This is a genomic window from Oerskovia rustica, from assembly GCF_014836555.1.
In the GTDB taxonomy this organism is placed as follows: Bacteria; Actinomycetota; Actinomycetes; order Actinomycetales; family Cellulomonadaceae; genus Oerskovia; species Oerskovia rustica.
The window spans coordinates 7,245-25,371 of record NZ_JACSQQ010000010.1; the positions used below are offsets into that span (position 1 = coordinate 7,245).

Annotated in this window: 14 protein-coding genes; 5 read left to right on the forward strand and 9 right to left on the reverse strand. The window is 74.1% G+C overall.

What is annotated here, in order from left to right:
• The 3 genes from H9652_RS07535 to H9652_RS07545 all read right to left on the reverse strand — a co-directional run.
• The coding region (locus tag H9652_RS07535) for an ATP-dependent helicase (RefSeq protein WP_318244034.1) at positions 1-2,814 on the reverse strand (2,814 nt) is incomplete at its 3' end.
• Positions 2,811-6,290 carry an ATP-dependent helicase gene (locus H9652_RS07540; protein WP_225227916.1) on the reverse strand — a complete coding sequence of 1,160 codons (3,480 nt, stop codon included), beginning with the start codon at positions 6,288-6,290 and terminating at the stop codon, positions 2,811-2,813. The genes H9652_RS07540 and H9652_RS07535, both read right to left, overlap by 4 nt.
• Before the next feature lie 67 nt (positions 6,291-6,357).
• The gene (locus H9652_RS07545; protein WP_191795708.1) at positions 6,358-7,242 is read right to left on the reverse strand and encodes a DUF3152 domain-containing protein; all 885 of its coding nucleotides are present in this window, start codon (positions 7,240-7,242) and stop codon (positions 6,358-6,360) included.
• A gap of 249 nt (positions 7,243-7,491) precedes the next feature.
• On the opposite strand from H9652_RS07545, the gene H9652_RS07550 reads away from it, so the two are divergent.
• Both H9652_RS07550 and H9652_RS07555 read left to right on the forward strand, forming a co-directional pair.
• Positions 7,492-8,148 carry a TetR/AcrR family transcriptional regulator gene (locus H9652_RS07550; RefSeq protein ID WP_191795709.1) on the forward strand — a complete coding sequence of 219 codons (657 nt, stop codon included), beginning with the start codon at positions 7,492-7,494 and terminating at the stop codon, positions 8,146-8,148.
• A gap of 136 nt (positions 8,149-8,284) precedes the next feature.
• Positions 8,285-8,509: a DUF3107 domain-containing protein gene (locus tag H9652_RS07555; protein ID WP_030150741.1), complete on the forward strand. Its 225-nt coding sequence runs from the start codon at positions 8,285-8,287 to the stop codon at positions 8,507-8,509.
• 162 nt (positions 8,510-8,671) lie between these two features.
• Here H9652_RS07555 and H9652_RS07560 read toward each other — a convergent pair whose 3' ends face one another.
• Positions 8,672-9,409, reverse strand: a complete 738-nt coding sequence (locus tag H9652_RS07560) for a ferritin-like fold-containing protein (protein WP_138825258.1) — start codon at positions 9,407-9,409, stop codon at positions 8,672-8,674.
• A 420-nt stretch (positions 9,410-9,829) separates the two neighbouring features.
• On the opposite strand from H9652_RS07560, the gene H9652_RS07565 reads away from it, so the two are divergent.
• Both H9652_RS07565 and H9652_RS07570 read left to right on the forward strand, forming a co-directional pair.
• On the forward strand, positions 9,830-11,548 hold the full coding sequence (locus H9652_RS07565; RefSeq protein ID WP_191795710.1) for a DEAD/DEAH box helicase: 1,719 nt from the start codon (positions 9,830-9,832) through the stop codon (positions 11,546-11,548).
• Between the two features lie 154 nt (positions 11,549-11,702).
• Positions 11,703-12,185 carry a VOC family protein gene (locus H9652_RS07570; protein WP_191795711.1) on the forward strand — a complete coding sequence of 161 codons (483 nt, stop codon included), beginning with the start codon at positions 11,703-11,705 and terminating at the stop codon, positions 12,183-12,185.
• Positions 12,186-12,203: 18 nt separating this feature from the next.
• Here H9652_RS07570 and H9652_RS07575 read toward each other — a convergent pair whose 3' ends face one another.
• From H9652_RS07575 to H9652_RS07590, 4 genes are all read right to left on the reverse strand, one after another.
• Complete coding sequence (locus H9652_RS07575) at positions 12,204-13,985, reverse strand: beta-N-acetylhexosaminidase (protein ID WP_191795712.1); 1,782 nt, start codon at positions 13,983-13,985, stop codon at positions 12,204-12,206.
• Positions 13,986-14,227: 242 nt separating this feature from the next.
• Positions 14,228-14,854 (reverse strand): MarC family protein, encoded by a 627-nt coding sequence (locus tag H9652_RS07580; RefSeq protein WP_030150736.1) that lies wholly within the window; start codon positions 14,852-14,854, stop codon positions 14,228-14,230.
• Between the two features lie 19 nt (positions 14,855-14,873).
• A complete protein-coding gene (locus tag H9652_RS07585; RefSeq protein ID WP_191795713.1) occupies positions 14,874-15,713 on the reverse strand; it encodes a PHP domain-containing protein in 840 nt (279 codons plus the stop codon).
• A gap of 57 nt (positions 15,714-15,770) precedes the next feature.
• Positions 15,771-16,223 (reverse strand): Lrp/AsnC family transcriptional regulator, encoded by a 453-nt coding sequence (locus H9652_RS07590; protein WP_191795714.1) that lies wholly within the window; start codon positions 16,221-16,223, stop codon positions 15,771-15,773.
• Positions 16,224-16,341: 118 nt separating this feature from the next.
• Between H9652_RS07590 and H9652_RS07595 the strand changes: the two genes are divergently transcribed.
• Positions 16,342-16,959, forward strand: a complete 618-nt coding sequence (locus H9652_RS07595; protein ID WP_191795715.1) for a LysE family translocator — start codon at positions 16,342-16,344, stop codon at positions 16,957-16,959.
• Positions 16,960-17,033: 74 nt separating this feature from the next.
• Here H9652_RS07595 and H9652_RS07600 read toward each other — a convergent pair whose 3' ends face one another.
• A complete protein-coding gene (locus tag H9652_RS07600) occupies positions 17,034-18,020 on the reverse strand; it encodes an aldo/keto reductase (RefSeq protein WP_191795716.1) in 987 nt (328 codons plus the stop codon).
• Between the last annotated feature and the right edge of the window lie 107 nt (positions 18,021-18,127).

Genomic DNA, 18,127 nt, shown 5'->3' on the forward strand with positions numbered 1-18,127 from the left:
CGGGCCCCGGACCCGGTCTGCAGCGGCCCGCACGACCGCGCGAGCTCGCGGCTCGACGGTCGGCGCGGGCGGTGTGGGCGCCCCGTCGGCCACGCCCCCGTCCGCGCCGGTGCCGTCGGCCCCCGGCTCCCCACGCGGCCACTCGGCCTCGTGGACCAGCTCGTCGCGCGGGTTGGTCTCGTCCTTGTCGGGCATGCCGGCCCAGTCGGCCGCGCTGATGATCCCGGCCTCGGCGAGCTCGACGAGGAACGGCGAGGGCGTGCGCGGCTTGGTCGCGTCACGCCACCAGGACCCGGCGAGCAGGAGCTCGGCGCGGGCGCGCGTGAACGCCACGTAGGCGAGGCGACGCTCCTCGTCGACCTGGTGCTCGCCGCTCGCCGCGAGGAACTCCTTGCGACGACCGTCGAGGTCCTTGGCGTCCTCGGCGACCTCGTGATGGAAGACGGGCAGGTCCTCGGCGTCGCCGCGCAAGGGGTACGGCAGGTTGCCCAGCCCGGTGAACCAACCGCTGTCGGTCGGCCCCTTGTCGCCCACGGCCGTGTTGGGGAAGATCCCGTCGACCATGCCGGGCACGGCGACGACGTCCCACTCCAGGCCCTTCGAGGCGTGCACCGTGATGATCTGCACCGCGTCGGGGTCGGGCTCGCGCACGGGCAGGTCGAGGCCGCGCTCCTGCGACCCGGCCGTGCCGAGCCACGCGAGGAACGCGCCGAGCGTGGGCAGGTCCGCGGACTGCGAGAACGTCGCAGCGACGTCACGGAACGCGTCGAGGTGCGCGCGGCCCCGGTCGCCGACCTCCTCGCCGTACCCGCCCGCGGCGAGCGTCGCCGCGGTGGTCACCTCGATGTCGAGACCGAGCGCCCGCTCGGCCTGGGTCACGAGCTCCGGGAGCGACAGGTACGTCTGACCGCGGAGGTCGCGCAGCACCCTGGACAGCGCGACGAGCCGCGAGTGCCCGGCCTCGGTGAGCACGCGGCCGTCCCGCGCGGGGTGCCCCGGGGCGGGCAGGTCGTCGAGCGCGTCGACGATCGACCGGTGGTCGACGACGTCGCCCTCGACCACGGTGAGCGTCCCGTCCGCGGCGACGCCGGGCAGCTCGGCGTCGCCCGGCGCGCCCGCACCCGACGGCCCGGCGGGCGCTCCGCCGTCGGGCGGGCCAACGGGAGAGGAGTCGGCAGACGGGCGGCGCGCTGCGTCCCGGCGCGCCAGGTCCGCCGCCCAGCTGCTCAGCGCGTGCAGGTCCGCCGCGCCCAGGTTGAGGCGCGGCCCCGTGAGGACGCGCATGAGCGAGTCCCCGCGCGACGGGTCGTGCGCAACCTCGAGGAGTGCCACGAGGTCGACGACCTCCGGGGTCGTGAGCAGGCCACCCAGCCCCACGACCTCGACCGGCAGCCCCTTGGCGCGCAGCGCGACCTCCATCGCGAGGAACTGCGAGCGCGCGCGGCACAGCACCGCAGCGGTCACGCGTTCCTGGCGGCGCGTGCGCGGACGCCACCGCTCGGCGACGAAGTCCGCGACCGCCGCGGCCTCCTCCTCGAGCGTCGCCGCGTACACACCGGTCACGACGCCGCGCCCCGCGCCGGGGCGCTCGTCGAGCTGCGGCACGGGCACGCGCGTAGCTCCCTCGCGCAGCGGCGCCGCCGTGACGTTGGCCGCGGCCAGGACGGCCCGGTCGTTGCGCCACGAGGTGCTGAGGTACTGCACGTCGGCCGGCGCGCCCGTGCTGCCGGGGCCCGTCGCGCGGAACCGCTCGGGGAACCGCGCCAGGCCCGACGCGCTCGCGCCGCGCCAGCCGTAGATCGACTGGTTCGGGTCGCCGACCGCCGTGACCGGGTGCCCGCCGAACAGCGCGCACAGGAGCTCGACCTGCGCGTAGGACGTGTCCTGGTACTCGTCGAGCAGCACGACGCCGTACCGGGCCCGCTCCCCCGCGCCCACCGCGGGCACGGTCCGGGCGAGTCGGGCCGCGATCGCGACCTGGTCCCCGAAGTCGAGCGAGTCGGACGTCCGCTTGCGCTCCTGATAGGTCTCGACGACGTCGAGCAGCCGGTGGCGTTCCCCGAGCGAGCCGAGGAGCCTCTTGACCTCGGCGTAGTGCTCGGTGCGCCTGCCGCCGAGCGGCGTCGCCAGGATCGTGTCGACGATGCCCGTGATGCCCGCGCGGGCCTCGTCCGGGCTCAGCAGGTGCTCGCTCAGCGCCCCGGACAGCGACAGGACCGCGCCGACGACCGTCGAGAACGCGGCGTCGGTCTGGAGGTCGCCGGCCCAGCTCTCGACGACCTCCGCCGCGAGCTGCCACTGGCTGGCCTCCGAGAGCAGCCGGGCGCCCGGCTCGATGCCGATGCGCAGCGCGTGGTCCCCCACGAGCGAGGCCGCGTACGAGTTGTAGGTCGAGATCGCGGGCCGGTCCAGCATCGACAGCGCCGCACCGTCCTTGCCCAGGGCACGGTCGAGCTGCACGAGGCGCGACTGCACGCGCTCGGCGAGCTCGCCCGCCGCCTTGCGCGTGAACGTCAGGCCGAGCACGGCCTCCTTGGCGACCCACTCGTTCGCGATGAGCCACACGACGCGCGCGGCCATGGTCTCAGTCTTGCCCGACCCGGCCCCGGCCACCACGAGCATCGGCGCCAGGGGCGCCTCGATCACGGCGACCTGCTCGTCGGTGGGCCGCGGACGCCCCAGCATCTCCGCGATGCGCACGGCCGAGAACCGCGGCTCGGGCAGCTCCCGCGTGCCCGCCGCCGCGCCGCCGGCCCCGGCCGGGAGACCGACCACCCCGAGGTCGACGTCGTCGAACAGCGACTCGGCGCTCATGCGATCACCTGGCGGCCTTCCGTCATGAGGGGGCAGGAGCGGCGCACGGGGCACACCGAGCACAGCTTGTTCTCGCGGGCCGTGAACACCGAGTCGGCCATGGTGTCCGCGACGTCCTCGACGAGCTCGCGCGCCCAGCTCGACCCGTCGGGCTCGGGCTCCAGCGCGGGCTGCGTCCGCAGGCCCGCGTCCTTGCCGTCACCCACGAACACGAGCTGAGCGCCCGCGCTCCGGGTGCCTTCGGGCAGGTCGAGCACCCCGCCCTCGACCGCGAGCTGGTAGGTGCCGAGCTGGGGGTTCGTCACGGCCTCCGTGACCGACGGCTTGGTCTTGCCCGTCTTGAGGTCCGCGACGCGCACCGCGCCGTCCCCGGCGTCCTCGACCCGGTCGATGACCCCGCGCAGCACGGCCCGACCGATCTCGAGCTCGAACGGCGCCTCGACGAGCAGCGGCTCGCCCGAGGACTGCAGGTACCCCGCGAGCCGGCCGATCATGTCCTCGGCCTTGTGGCGCGTCTGGGTCGCGGGCCAGCCCGGCGTGAGCGCGAGCTCGGGCCAGCGGCGGTCCAGCTCAGCAGCGAGCTCCGAGCGCGTCCCGCGCGGCGCTTCCTGGGCGATCGAGTGCACCAGGTTGCCCAGCGACTGCGCGGTCGCGTCGGGAGCCGTGCCGCCCGCGCTCTCGACCGCCCAGCGCAGCGCGCACCGGCTCACCGACTCGACCTTGGACGGCGAGATCAGGACGGTGTCCTCGGAACCCCACAGGGGCTCGGTGCTCGAGACCGGGTTCACGCCGTACCAGGACTCGGGCCGGGCCTCGCCGACGCCTGCGAGCGCCAGGTCGGCCAACAGCTCGGCGAGGGCATCGGCGCGCTCGGGGTCCGGGACGTCCGTCCGGTCCCGTCGCCCCCCCCGCGCGGCCCGGCGCCCGGCGGCCGACGACGTCACGGGCACCTCCCGCACGACCTGCTCGACGAGCAGGCTGCGGGCCGAGGCGACGAGCCCGCGCAGGTCGAGCGGCTGCCCCACCTCGACGCGACGCGGGTCGCGCTCCTCGTCGGGTGCCACCGGTCCGTCGCCGTCGTCCGGCGTCCCGCTCGCGGTGGGCGCGTCGTCGTCGGGTCCGGCGGGCGGGCACACGAGGTCGACGAACGGCGAGGGGACCTCGTCGACGTCGCTCACGGCCGTCACGAGCAGGCGCCGCGTCGCGCGCGAGGTCGCGACCGCGAAGGACCGCAGCTCGTCGGTGAGGACGGTCCGCCGGGCGTCCGGCCCCAGGCCGTGCGCGTCCTGCGAGCGCCCCGCGAGGAGCTCGACGAGCGCCTCCGAGCCGAGCAGCGAGTCGCGCAGCCGCAGGTCCGGCCACACGCCGTCCTGGACCCCGGCCACGACCACGACGTCCCACTCGCGTCCGGCCGCGCCCGCCGGCGTGAGGGCGGCGACCGAGTCCGTGCCCGTGGCGCGGGCCGCGAGCGAGTCGGCGGGCAGGTCCTGGGACTCGAGATACTCCACGAACGCCGACGGCGGAGCCCCCGGCATGCGGTCGACGAAGGTCTCCGCGGCGCGGAAGAGCGCGAGGACCGCGTCGAGGTCGCGGTCGGCACGGGCACCGACGGCCCCTCCGCCCAGGGCTGCGTCGCGCCACCGGTCCGACAGGCCGGTCGCGCTCCAGATCGCCCAGAGCACGGTCTGCGCGGTCGCGTCGGGGGCGCGGGTGGACTCGCGTCCGGCGGCGATCACCCGGGCCACGGACACGGCGCCGCGCCGCACGCTCGTGGGCAGCGTCGCGGCACGCGACTCGTCGAGCAGGACCTCGACGAGGAGCGCGTCCGAGGTGCGCCCGCCGCCCGAGCCGAGCTCCTCGGCGCGCAACGCCCGGCGCAGCCGTCGCAGCGCGACCACGTCGAGGCCTCCCACGGGGGAGGTCACGAGCGCGGCCGCCGTCACGGGGTCCAGCTCGTCGAAGCCCGACGGGTCGTCCGACGCGGCGGGCTCGCGCTCGATCAGCGTCTCGGCGGGATCGCCCACGTCGCGGGTCACGGCGTCGTCGATCCCGGCCGCGCCGCGCACGCCGTCCAGACCCCGCGAGTACCCGGCCGGGGGCAGACCGACCGCGACGCGCATGATCGCGAGCAGCGGCGTGACCGCGGGCTCCTCGCGCAGCGGCACGTCCGAGCCGAGGATGCCGACGGGCACCGAGGCCGCGACGAGCGCGCGGCGCAGCGTCGCGAGCTGGGCCCCGGCGCGGCAGACCACGGCCATGCGCCCCCAGGGGGTGCCGTGCAGCAGGTGCTCGGCGCGCAGCTCGCGGGCCACGTACGCGGCCTCCTCCGCGCCGCTGCCGAGCAGCGCGACCGAGGCGCCGCGCGGCGGTCCGTCCTCCGGGACGTGGACAGGCGACGCCGCCGCCCCGCGGTGGACCGCGCCCGCGACCGTGCCGATCTGGGTCGTCACGGTCCGCGTGACCGCGCGGAGGTCGCCCTCCTGCCGCCAGGCGGTGCCGAGGACCTCGACCCGCGCGTCGAACTCGCCCGTCGCGGCACGCCGTCGCACGGGCGCCGCCGCCCGCCCGACCAGGGCAGGGCTCGCACCGCGGAAGGTCTGGACGGCCGTGTCCGGGTCCGCGAGCAGGACGAGGCGGGCGCCGTCGTCGTGCACCACGCGCAGGAAGCGCGCCGTCGCGATCGTGGCCTCCTGGTAGTCGTCGACCACGACCAGGTCCCACCCGGGTCGGGGCGCGCCCGTGACCTCGTCCTCCCAGGCGAGCAGGGCCTCGGCGGCCTCGTCGACCACGACCGCCGGGTCGTAGCGCGAGCCCAGGTCCGGGGTCCCGACCCGCAGCGCCGTCACGTCGAGGTACTCCTGGTAGACCTGCGCTGCGGTCCGCCACTCGGGGCGGTCGTGCTGCGCGCCCAGGTCGTCGAGGTCCGCGGGGGTCAGGCCGCGCTCGGCCGCACGCATCAGGAGGTCACGCAGCTCCTGGCGCAGGCCGCGCAGGGCCAGCACCTCCTCCGGCAGTCCGTCCGGCAGGCGCAGCGGCACGCCCTCGCCGTCGAGGTGACCCGCGAGCAGCTCGGCGAGGAGGAGGTCCTGCTCGGGGCCGGAGATGAGGGTGGGCGGCGGCTCACCGGTCGCCGCGGCCCGTGCCCGCAGGACCGCGAACGCGGCGGCGGCGGCCGTGCGGACCATGGGGGCGCTCACCGTGCGGTCCGCGCGCGCCGACAACCTGTCGCGCACCTCCGCCGCGGACCGCCTCGATGCCGCGACCACCAGGATCCGGGCCGGGTCCACGCCCTCGCTCAGCGCCTGTGCGGCCACCTCGATGGCGACGGTCGTCTTGCCCGTCCCGGGGGCCCCGACGACGAGCGTCGCAGGCTCCGTGCGCGCCGCGTCGAGCGCGGCCCGCTGGGTCTCGTCGAGCCGGACGGGGCCCGCGGAGGCGGTGTCCGGCAGGACGAGGCGGAGGTCGGGAAGGTGCAGCACCCGAAGATCTCATCACGAGGCACCCACATCGCCGGGTCACCACGGCCACCCGGCACGGGCACCGCTAGAGCGTCGGCCACCCGTTCGGCAGGCAGCCCTCGGTCGACATGGACTGCTGGACCATGACGGGGGCGAGCGCACCCGGCGCCGGGCAGCTGACATGCCGGTGCCCCAGCACGTGCCCGACCTCGTGGTTCACCAGGTACTGCCGGTACAGCGGCAGGTCCTGCCCGAAGTCCGCGGCACCGTTCACCCAGCGGGAGAAGTTGAGGATCGCGGCGCCCGTCGTCCCGCACGAGTACTCGCCGATCGTCTTGAGCGGGGCGCACAGCCGGTCGGTCGTGGCCGGGCTCGCGAGGACCACGCGGATGTCCGCGTCGCCCCCGGTCCGTGCGAACGTCACGCCGTCCACCGCGCTCCAGCCCCGCGGGTCGTTGAGCGTCGTGAGCACGGCGGCCGCGAACGTCTCGCCGTCCACGGGCAGCCCCTGCTCGACCTCGACGCGCACGCGCTTGACGGTCCCCGCCCCGGGGGCGGGCACCTCGGCCGGCACGACCACCAGCGCCCCGCCGAGGTCCGGCACGACCTCCCTGCCGACCAGCCCCGACCCCTCCTCGACGACCCGCTCGAGAGGCAGCGGCAGCGCCCCCGGGCCGTCGAGACCGAGCTGCGGGTCGCGCACGGAGCGGCTCGCGGTGTCCTCCGAGCGCACGTCCGTCGCACCGTCCGTGCCGGCGGTCCCGCTCGCCGCGGCGCCGGCCGTCGCCTCGGGCGCAGCCCCCTCCTGCCCGACGGCGTCGCCCCCCGGGCCGTCCGTCGCACCGGAGGCCGCAGGCACCACGGGACCCGCGGGGGCGCCGGGGACCAGCGACCCCACCCCCAGGACGCCGGCCCCGAGCCCGCCCAGGACCCCGACCACGACGAACGCTGCCGCCGGACCGCGCCGCATCCCGCGCCGACGGGCGTCCCCGAGCCGTGCCCGGGTGCGCGCCCCACGCGGCGTGCGCGGCGCCGTCGGGCCCGGGAAAGGGGCCTGACCTGGGACTTCACCCTCCACCGGACGATCCCCCAGGGGTCCCCTCCAACCGTCGACGGGCGCTCCTGGTGCATTCACGTGTCCATGATCTCATCGCCCGCCGCACCACCTCTGCGCTGCCCGTACTATCGCGGCATGTCGGGGGTCGCAGAGAAGCAGAGAATGCCCGGTTCCGTCCGCGCACGCATGCCCAAGGACGAACGGCGCGTGCAGCTGCTCACCATCGCCGAACGCCTGTTCTCCGACCACGGCTACCACCACATCACGATGGACGACATCGCCGACGGCGCCGGGGTCAGCAAGCCCGTCCTCTACCGGCACTTCCCGTCCAAGCTCGACCTGTACCTCGCGCTCGTCGACCAGCAGGGCGTGGCCCTCGTGGACTCGGTCCGCACCGTCCTCGCGCCGTTCCGGTCCGCGCCACCGGGCACCTCCCCCGCCGACGTCGACGCCCTCGCCGTGGACGGGCTCGCCGTGATCGAAGCCATCGTGCGGGCGTACGTCGACTACGCGAGGACCGCCGGGCCCTCCGCAGGCCTCCTGTTCGAGTCCGACGTCATGCGCGACCCCGGCGTCCGGGCCCGCGTGCTCGAGCCGGACGAGGTCAACGCCCGCGAGTTCGCCCTCGTCCTCGGGCGACTGACGTCCCTCACCGAGCACGAGGCGCTCGTCGTGGCCCGCACCTGCACCGCGATCGCGCGCAACGCCGCGGGCGAGGCAGCACGCGCCGGCACCGACGTGACGAGCGAGGAGCTCACGCGCCTCGTGCCCGCGCTCGCGTGGCGCGGGGTCCACGGGATGCTCCGCCGCGACCGCTGACACCGGCCCGGCCGCTCACCCGTCGCCACCAGCGCGGGGGCGTCCGAGACGTCCGGGAATCTCGTTAGTATCGGAGGAGTTGTCGACCAGTAGCCGGCGGGATCACCCGCGGGCGACGCTCGCGAAGGAGAATCACGTGGAAGTCACCATCGGTGTGCAGAACTTGGCCCGCGAGCTCGTGATCGAGACGGAGGAGACCACCGAGGCCGTGGCCGCCGCCGTCTCCGCCGCTCTGGCCGGCGGTCCGGCCCTCGAGCTGCTCGACTCGCGCGGACGCCGCGTCATCGTCCCGACGGCGTCGATCGGCTACGTCGAGATCGGCACCGAGGAGCAGCGTCGGGTGGGCTTCGGCTCGCTCTGACTCGCGTCCGACGCGCGCAGCGCACGAGAGCGGGGCCCTGGCTGACTCAGCCGGGGCCCCGCTCTCGTCGTCTCGGTGCGCTCAGGCCGCGAGGCCGTACCAGACCGCTCAGGCCGCGAGGCCGTACCAGACCGCTCAGGCCGCGAGGCCGTACCAGACCGCTCAGGCCGCGAGGCCCAACCGCCCCATGCGGCGCGTGTGCTCCGCCGTGAGCTGGGAGAAGACCCAGGCCTGGCGGTCGGCGGCCGTGCCCGTCACGTCGGCCGCCCCGGGCGTGCCGGCCTCGGTGCGGTGCCCCGCGCCGTCCGCCAGGAGGCGACTGAGCCCCTCGCGCTCGGCGAGCAGGGACTGCACCAGCCCGAGGGCCTCGCCCACGAGGCGGCGCCCCCACAGCGCGAGGCGCGACGCGAGCACGGGGTCCGCCGCTGCGGCGTCGGCGATGACGGTCGCGGAGCGCTCGGAGTCGACGCCGTCCGAGAGGATCTCCAGGACCAGGTCGCGCGACTGGTCGTCGAGCCCGTCCGCGGCGAGGCGGCAGAAGTCGTCGGCCACGCCGTGCCCCACGTACCCCTTGAGGACGCCCTCCCACCACGTGCTCGACGGGGTGCGGCTCTCGAAGTCGTCGAAGATGCCGTCGAAGGCGCCCATCTCGGCCTCCGGGTCGCCGCCCAGGTCAGCGATGCGCTCCAGGACGCGCTCGTGCCGCGCGAGCATCTTGCCCGCGTGCCGCGAGAGCTGGTGGCGCTGCGCGAGGGTCGGGGCGTTCGCCGCGTCGGCCGCCAGGCGCCCGAACGTCGCGAGCTCGGTGTACGCGATGAGGCCCAGGAGGCCGATCACGTCGCGGTCGGTCGCGAGCCTCTCCGTACCGCCGGTCAGGTCGTGGTGCTGGGGCTCGCTCATCCGGTCAGAATAGTCGAGCGCCCTCCACCGGCCGCGACATGAAACGTGACAACACGGGTGATGACGGCTCCAGCGGGAGCAGTCCGATACTATGGGTGGGTACATCGGTTGCCCGGTCGTCCGAATCCCCCGGCCCCCGGTGGGTGCTCCTGAGCCCCACCCCGTGCCGAAAGACTTGCGAACGACACTGCACGACGCCGACCTCGGTCGGTGCGCGCGGGCGGAACCGGGGTTCGCGCCTCACGGCCGACGACCCCCGACGACGTCTTCGCGGCGAATACCCACGATCGGCTGCCGGCCACTAGGCGCGAGAGACCGTACCTGCCTGGGACTTCCCGGAGCATCGTGGACCCGCCGAACCGTCGGGTCGATCACGCACGTGCGGCGCCTCGCGCCAGACATCAGAACCACGAGGCACCAGTGACCACCACCGAAACTCCCGTCGAGCCCACCGAGCTCGACCTCCCCTCTGCCGAGACCCCTGCCGACGACGTCCAGGGCACGCTCTCGTCGAGCGTCCAGGCCAAGGACGTCTCCTTTGCGGACTTCGGCGTCCGCCCGGAGATCGTCGAGGCGCTGGCCGACGCCGGCATCACCCACCCGTTCCCCATCCAGGCCATGACGCTGCCGGTCGCGATGTCGGGCCACGACATCATCGGCCAGGCCAAGACCGGCACCGGCAAGACGCTCGGCTTCGGCGTGCCGCTGCTGCACCGCGTCGTCGCTCCGGGCGAGGAGGGCTTCGACCAGCTTCCCGCCCCGGGCAAGCCGCAGGCGCTCGTCATCGTCCCGACGCGTGAGCTCGCCGTCCAGGTCGCCGGCGACCTCGAGGCCGCGTCGGCCAAGCGCAGCGTCCGCATCATCCAGCTCTACGGCGGCCGTGCGTACGAGCCGCAGATCGCGACGCTCAACGCGGGCGTCGAGGTCGTCGTCGGCACCCCGGGCCGCATGATCGACCTCATGAACCAGGGGCACCTCAACCTCACGCGCGCCCGCTGCGTCGTGCTCGACGAGGCCGACGAGATGCTCGACCTGGGCTTCCTGCCCGACGTCGAGAAGCTCCTCTCGCGCACGCCCGCCGCCCGTCACACCATGCTGTTCTCGGCGACCATGCCGGGCGCGGTCGTCTCGATGGCGCGCCGCTACATGACGCAGCCGACGCACATCCGGGCCAACGACCCGGACGACGGCGGCCAGACCGTCAAGAACATCAAGCAGGTCGTCTACCGGGCGCACGCGCTCGACAAGGTCGAGGTCCTCGCGCGCATCCTCCAGTCCGAGGGCCGCGGCCTGACGATCGTGTTCGCGCGCACCAAGCGCACGGCCGCCAAGGTGGCCGACGAGCTCGCCGACCGCGGCTTCGCGTCGGGCGCTATCCACGGCGACCTGGGCCAGGGCGCCCGCGAGCAGGCGCTGCGCGCGTTCCGCTCGGGCAAGATCGACGTGCTCGTCGCGACCGACGTCGCGGCGCGAGGCATCGACGTCGACGACGTCACGCACGTCGTGAACTACCAGTGCCCCGAGGACGAGAAGACCTACCTGCACCGCACGGGCCGTACGGGCCGCGCGGGCAACAAGGGCACGGCCGTCACGTTCGTCGACTGGGACGACGTGCCGCGCTGGGGCCTGATCAACAAGGCCCTGGACCTGAACATCCCGGAGCCCGTCGAGACGTACTCGACGTCCCCGCACCTGTACACGGACCTCAACATCCCCCAGGGCACCAAGGGTCGCCTGCCCAAGTCCGCGCAGACGCGCGCGGGCCTGGACGCCGAGAAGCTCGAGGACCTGGGCGAGACCGGCAAGCGTGGCGGTTCGCCGTCGCGCGCCGGCCGTGACGCAGGACGCGACGCGGGCCGCTCGGGCTCGCGCGACGCCGGCCGTTCGGGCAGCCGCGACAGCGGGCGCAGCGGCTCGCGTTCCGACGGCCGCGAGGGTGGCCGCAGCGGCGAGGGCGCGCAGCGCTCCCCGTCCACGGGCTCCACCGACGCGGCTCAGGCTCCGCGTACCGAGGCTCCGGCTGCGGGCGCCTCGGCCGAGGGCGCTCCCTCGCGTCCGCGTCGCCAGCGCAACCGCCGCCGCACGCACGGCGGCACGTCGGGTGCCGGGACGGCAGGGACGCCGGCTCCGGCCGAGTGATCCTCGACCGCTCGGCCTGACATGACGGCGGGCCGTCGCTCCACGGAGCGGCCGCCCGTCGTCCCGTCCGGGAGCGGGCGGTCCCCGGCGAATCGGTCCGTCGCACGTCCGCCTCGTCGGGACGCGTTCCGCAGGACGGGTCTAGCGTGGGTCCATGGAACCTCGCGTCAGTCTGATCACCCTGGGGGTGCGCGACGTCGCCCGGGCGCGCGCCTTCTATGTCGACGGCCTCGGGTGGGCACCGGTCACCGAGGTCCCGGGCGAGGTCGTGTTCCTCCAGGTCGGTCACGGCCTGCTGCTCTCGCTGTGGCGCCGCGCCGATCTCCTCGAAGAGGCCGGTCCCGGTGTCCACGAGGCCCACCACTCCTCCGAGCATTCGCCGGGGCACGTCCTTCCCGTCGCGCTCGCGCACAACGTCGGCTCCCCTGCCGAGGTGGACGACGTCCTGGCGAGCGCGCTCGCCGCAGGAGGCTCCGTCGTCGTGCACGCGCAGGTGCGCGTGTGGGGCGGCTACTCGGGGTACTTCGCGGACCCGGACGGGTTCCGCTGGGAGGTCGCGCACAACCCGGGCCTCGTGGTGTCCGACGACGGACGGGTCACCTTCGTCGCGCCGGAACCCGACCCCGGGGCCTGGTAGGACCCGGGGTCGGTCTCCTCACGGGGTCCAGTCCACGTCCGAGACCTCGTTCCACCCGATGCCCGCCGCGGTCCAGCGGGAGGACACCTGGACGAGTCGGTCGCGGAAGTCCGGGTAGCTGCGGTCGGCCTGGTCGGACCACGCGACCTCGGCCGTCGCGGGCAGGCGCGGGAAGAGCATGAGGTCGGCGTACTGGTCGACGGGCACGAACTCGTCGAGGCTCTGCGGGACGTCGGTGAGGCTGTCGGGGTAGGAGCGGTCGGACCACAGCAGCACCTCGACGCCGGCCATGTCGGACTCGTCGGCCAGGACGCTCTTGCCGTCCGGCGAGGTGAGCTCGGTCGCGGGGTCCCAGTCGTACGCCTCCTCGAGCGTGATCTGCGCGGCCCACTCCAGGCCGAACGGGGTGTCCTGGTCGTACTTCATGTCGAGGTAGGTGCGGTCGGCCGGGGACATGATCAGCCGCGCGCCCAGGTCGAGGGCATCCTGCACGTCGACCAGGTCGGCGTTCGTCGCCTCCCCGCCGATGATCGGGCGCAGCCGCTCCCCCACCCCCCAGTACTGGATGAGCGTGCCCGGCGGCAGCGCCTCGGCTCCGCCCCACTGGTGCCAACCGATCACGGTCTTGCCGTGGCCGGTCGCGATCTCGTTCGCGGCCTCGGCGTAGTTCTCGTACCAGCCGGGCGGGCTGGGCGCCTCGTCGCCGCCCAGGTGCAGGTACGGTCCGGGGTTCTGCCCCGCGACGGACGCGAGGACGGTCTGGAGGAAGGCCCTGACGTTGCTCATGTTCTCGTCGCTCGAGCAGACCACGGGGTTGTTGACCTCGGGCCCCCAGTACTGCGCCGTGGGGACGCCGTCGCACGTCAGCGAGCCGAGCGACGCCTGGGCCGCGAGCGTGTGCCCCGGGCCGTCGATCTCCGGGACGACCGTCATGAACTTCTCGCCCGCGTAGGCGACGATCTCCGCGTACTCCTCGGCGGTGTAGTACCAGCGTTCGCCCTCGCCGCTGCCCGGCTCCCACCACTCCTGCGTCGTGGAGCCGATCTCGGTGAGCTCGGGCAGGGCGTCGACGGCGATGCGCCAGCCCTGGTCGTCCGTCAGGTGCAGGTGCAGGGCGTTGAGCTTGTAGGTCGAGGCGTGGTCGATGAATCGCTTGACGGACTCGACCGGGTAGAAGCGGCGGGCCACGTCGAGCATCGCGCCGCGATAGGCGAACCGGGGCTCGTCGGTGATCGTGACGGCCGGGGCGGTCCAGCCGCCCGCGGGGGCCTCCTGGACCGTGGCCGACTCGATCTCCGGCGGGAAGAGCTGGCGCAGCGTCTGGACGCCGCGGAACAGGCCGGGGGGCGCGGCCGCCTTCAGGACGACCTGGTCGTCGTCGACCGTGAGCTCGTACGCGTCGACCGCCGGGTCGTCGAGCAGCCCGTTCCTGTCCCAGGCGACCTCGGCGTCCGGGACGAGCTCGATCCGGATCTCGCCCGCCGCGCCGTCGACGGCGGGGCCGAGCGGCAGCTCGAAGCCCGTCGCCGTCCCGAGGTACGCGGCGAGCTCCTCGCCGACGTGGTGGACGTCAGGGGCCATGCCCTCGGGGGTGACCAGGGCAATCGTCGAGTCCGCGGTGAGGGCGAACGCCTCGCCCTCGTCGACGCTCACGTCGCTCGGCACCGGTACGAGCCCGAGGCCGAGCGACGGGACCGTGCCCTCCTCGGCCGTGCAGGCCGTGAGCAGCGTGGCAGCGAGGGCCGTGGCGACGATCCCCGCGGTGAGGGTGACCGGTCGACGGCGACCTGGCGAGTTCATCAGCACTCCTTCGTAACTCATGACCGGAGAAGGCCACGCCCGCTCCTGACGTCCACCCTAGGGGCGGCCAGGGGTGCGACGAGGCGGGTCGGCCGTCTCGATGAGGTAACGAATCCGGTGGGATCGGTCCCATGGCGTCCGGCAGACCGTACCGCTGCCGGAGCGCGCCCCGCGGCCCGACAGCACGACGCCCGCGAGACCCGAAGGTCTCGCGGGCGCCGGAGCCGCGACGAGTACGAGCGTCAACCCGCCATCTGCACGAACGCCGTGACGGCGTCCGCGACGAGCTGCACCGCGATGGCCGCGAGCAGCAGGCCCGCGATGCGGGTCACGAGGATCGTGCCCGAGTCCCCCAGGACGCGGTGGATGACGTTCGCGAAGCGCATCGCCAGGAACAGCGTGAGGTGCACGGCGACGACGCCGGCCGCGATCGCGACCCAGTCGGCCGCGGACCCGTCGGCGCGCTGGACGAAGACCATGGTCGCGACGATCGCACCGGGCCCTGCCAGGAGCGGGGTGCCGAGCGGGACGAGGGCGACGTTGACTCCCTTGTTGCCCGACGGCGTCGGCTCCTCCATCTTTCCGGTCAGCAGCTCCATCGCGACCAGCAGGAGCAGGAGGCCACCGGACGCCTTGAGCGCCGGGAGCGAGATGCCCATGTAGTTGAGGATCTGCTGGCCGAAGACCGCGAACGACACGATCACGCCGAACGCGACGAGGATCGCCGTCCGGGCGGCCTGGTTGCGTTGCTTGGCGCCCATGGCGCTGGTCAGTCCCAGGAAGATGGGGACCGTCCCGGGAGGGTCCATGATCACGAACAGCGTGATGAACACCTCGGTGAAGAGGCGCAGGTCCATGATGTCGTTCACGACACCACCGCCCGCGCCGTCATCGGATCACGTCCAACGTGCCTAGCTCCTCGATCGTCTCCAGCACTCGTGGTGCTGTCGTGTTCTCGCCGAGCCGGTTCGGTTTGCCGGCCCCGTGGTAGTCGCTCGAACCCGTCACGAGGAGGCCCAGGGTGTGGGCGATGTCCTCGAGGCGGGCAACCTGCCGTGCGCTGTGGTCGCGGTGGTGCACCTCGAGCCCCAGCAGTCCTGCGTCGGTCATCTGCTCGATGACCACGTCCGGCACCACGCGTCCTCGTCCGTCGGCGCCCGGGTGGGCGAAGACGGGCACGCCGCCCGCCGCGCGCACCGCGCGCACGGCGTCCAGGACGTCGGGTGCGTAGTGCGGCACGTAGTAGCCGGTGCCGGGGTGCAGGATCGTGGCGAATGCCGCCGAGCGGTCGCTGACGTGGCCGGTGGCCACCAGGGCGTCCGCGATGTGCGGCCGCCCGATCGTGGTCCCCTCCTCCGTCTGCGACAGGACATCTTCCCACGTGAGCGGGTAGTCCTCGCCGATCCGCTCGACCATGCGCCGGGCGCGCGAGACGCGGTCCTCGCGCGTGCGCTCGGTCTCGGCCCGGAGGTCGGGGTGGGTGGGGTCGTGCAGGTAGCTCAGGAGGTGCACGGAGACGTGCCCGGAGCGGGCGGAGATCTCGGCGCCGCGCACCAGGGCGATGCCGTGGCGCCGTGCGGACTCGGCGGCGTCGGCCCAGCCGGCGGTCGTGTCGTGGTCGGTCAGGGCGACGACGTCGAGCCCTGCGGCGGCTGCGTCCGCCACGACCCGCGCCGGGGCGTCGGTCCCGTCTGACGCCGTGGAGTGGGTGTGGAGGTCGATGCGCACCGTCTCAGGATAGTGAGGGCGCGCGTCGCGGCCCGTCGTGCCGGGCGGCGCGAGCGCCTACAGCGGCAGCGCCCTGTCCTCGACGACGCTCTTCATGACGAGGGTCGAGCTGAGGCGCATCACGCCGGGCAGGGTCGAGAGCCGCTCGTCGTAGAGCACCTGGAAGCCCTGGAGGTCGCTCGCGACGACGCGCAGCAGGTAGTCGGGGTCGCCGAAGAGTCGCTGGGCCTGCAGGACGTTGGGGACCTCGACGACCGCGGTCTCGAAGGCCTCGAGCGTGTCCCGGGTCGCGGACTGCATGGTCACGAACAGGAGCGCCTCGAAGGTCAGCCCGACCGAGGCTGCGTCGAGGTGCGCGCGGTAGCCGCTGATGACCCCGGAGCGTTCGAGCGCCCGGAGCCGACGGTGGCACGGCGAGACGCTGAGGCGGACCCGTTCGGCGAGCTCGGTGAGCGTGAGGCGACCGTCCTGCTGCAGCTCGGCAAGGATCTGCCGGTCGATGTCGTCCATGCGCAAGATCCTTCCACCCGGGCGTGATCCGGGGCAAGAAGTTGGAAGCACCTTTGGCCGCTTCCGACCTAACGTTTCTCTCGCGCCGGACGTCGGCGCCCACGCCCCGGGAGGAAGCATGTCCGTCGCCACGATCGCCGCGTTCTGGGCGGTGTCGCTGCTCTTCGTCGTGACCCCCGGCGCCGACTGGGCGTACGCGATCACGGCCGGCCTGCGGCACCGGTCCGTCCTGCCCGCGGTGGGCGGGATGCTGGTCGGCCACCTCGCGACCGCGCTCGTGGTCGCGGCGGGGGTCGGGGTGCTGGTGTCCCGTTCGCCGACCCTCCTCACGGTCCTGACGTTGCTGGGCGCGGCGTACATCGGGTGGCTCGGCGTGACCATGCTCGCCCGTCCGGGCGGTCCCGTCACGGCGGGGGACGACGTCGCCGGGTCGTGGGTGCGTCAGGCCGCGAAGGGGCTCGGGACGAGCGGGCTCAACCCCAAGGTCCTCCTGCTGTTCCTGGCGCTGCTGCCGCAGTTCACCGACCCGGCGGGTCGCTGGCCGGTCGGCGCTCAGATCGCGGTGCTGGGCGCCGTGCACATGGTCGGCTGCACGGTGGTCTACCTGCTCGTGGCGTTCGGGGCGCGGCGCGTCCTGCGCTCCCGACCGGACGCCTCGCGGGTCGTCACGCGGTTCTCGGGCGTCGCGATGATCCTCATCGGCGCCGCGCTGGTCCTCGAGCAGGTGGTGGGATGACCCGACGGCGCCGCGCGCCCCGCGCGTGACCCCTCGCCCGGGTGCACAACCCGGGCGAGGGTGGGCACCACGGGTCAGAGGCCGGTCATCTTCTGCATGGCCTGGTTGTAGCGGTCCCCGGCGACCCCGAGGCGGGCTGCGGCCTCCCCGAGGGACGTGAGGTCGGCCGCGGTGAGGTCGAGCGTGGTCGCACCGAGGTTCTCCTCGATGCGGGACAGCCTCCGGGTGCCGGGGATCGGGACGAGGTCCGGCCGCTGGGCGAGCAGCCAGGCGAGGGCGACCTGGGCGGGGGTCGCCCGGTACGCGGTCGCGACCTCGGTGACGAGGTCGACGAGCGCCTGGTTCGCGGCCCGGTTCTCCTCGGTGAAGCGGGGGATGAGGGTCCGGACGTCCCCGTCGGTGAACTCGGTCGAGGCGTCCACGGTGCCCGTGAGGAACCCCTTGCCGAGCGGGCTGAACGGCACGAGCGATATCCCGAGCTCGTCGAGGGTCGGCAGGATCTCGCGCTCGATCTCCCGGGTCCACAGCGAGTACTCGCTCTGCAGCGCGGTCACGGGATGGACCGCGTGGGCCCGGCGGATGGTGCCCGCGCCCGCCTCGGAGAGCCCGAAGTGGGCCACCTTGCCCTCGGCGACGAGCTCGGCGACCGTGCCTGCGACGTCCTCGACGGGCACGGCCGGGTCCACCCGGTGCTGGTAGAACAGGTCGATCCGGTCGGTACGCAGCCGCTGGAGCGACGCCTCGGCGACACGGCGGATCTGCTCGGGGCGGCTGTCCACACCGACCGACCTCCCGTCGCGGATGTCGAAGCCGAACTTCGTCGCGAGGACCACCTGGTCGCGCAGCGGTTCGAGCGCCTCGCCCACGAGCTCCTCGTTGACGTACGGGCCGTACACCTCGGCGGTGTCGAAGAACGTCACACCGCGCTCGACCGCCCCGCGCAGCACCGCGATCATCTCGTCCCGGTCGCCCGGGTTGGGTCCGTAGCTCTGGCTCATGCCCATGCATCCCAGCCCGAGGGCCGAGACCTCGAGCCCTCGTCCGAGCGTCCGTGCCTTCATGCGAGCCTCCTGTGGTGTCGTGGGGGTGGGGTCGCGACGGCGGGCGCCTCGCACCGCCGCGTCGACGCCGCACAGCCGACGTTACGTCCGACGACCCGCCGCAGGCA

Bases quoted from the DNA above. Each gene is read 5' to 3' on its own strand.
- H9652_RS07545 (WP_191795708.1), bottom strand. From the start codon at position 7,242: ATGCGGCGCGGTCCGGCGGCAGCGTTCGTCGTGGTCGGGGTCCTGGGC.
- H9652_RS07550 (WP_191795709.1), top strand. From the start codon at position 7,492: ATGCCCGGTTCCGTCCGCGCACGCATGCCCAAGGACGAACGGCGCGTG.
- H9652_RS07560 (WP_138825258.1), bottom strand. From the start codon at position 9,409: ATGAGCGAGCCCCAGCACCACGACCTGACCGGCGGTACGGAGAGGCTC.
- H9652_RS07570 (WP_191795711.1), top strand. From the start codon at position 11,703: ATGGAACCTCGCGTCAGTCTGATCACCCTGGGGGTGCGCGACGTCGCC.
- H9652_RS07575 (WP_191795712.1), bottom strand. From the start codon at position 13,985: ATGAACTCGCCAGGTCGCCGTCGACCGGTCACCCTCACCGCGGGGATC.
- H9652_RS07590 (WP_191795714.1), bottom strand. From the start codon at position 16,223: ATGGACGACATCGACCGGCAGATCCTTGCCGAGCTGCAGCAGGACGGT.
- H9652_RS07595 (WP_191795715.1), top strand. From the start codon at position 16,342: ATGTCCGTCGCCACGATCGCCGCGTTCTGGGCGGTGTCGCTGCTCTTC.
- H9652_RS07600 (WP_191795716.1), bottom strand. From the start codon at position 18,020: ATGAAGGCACGGACGCTCGGACGAGGGCTCGAGGTCTCGGCCCTCGGG.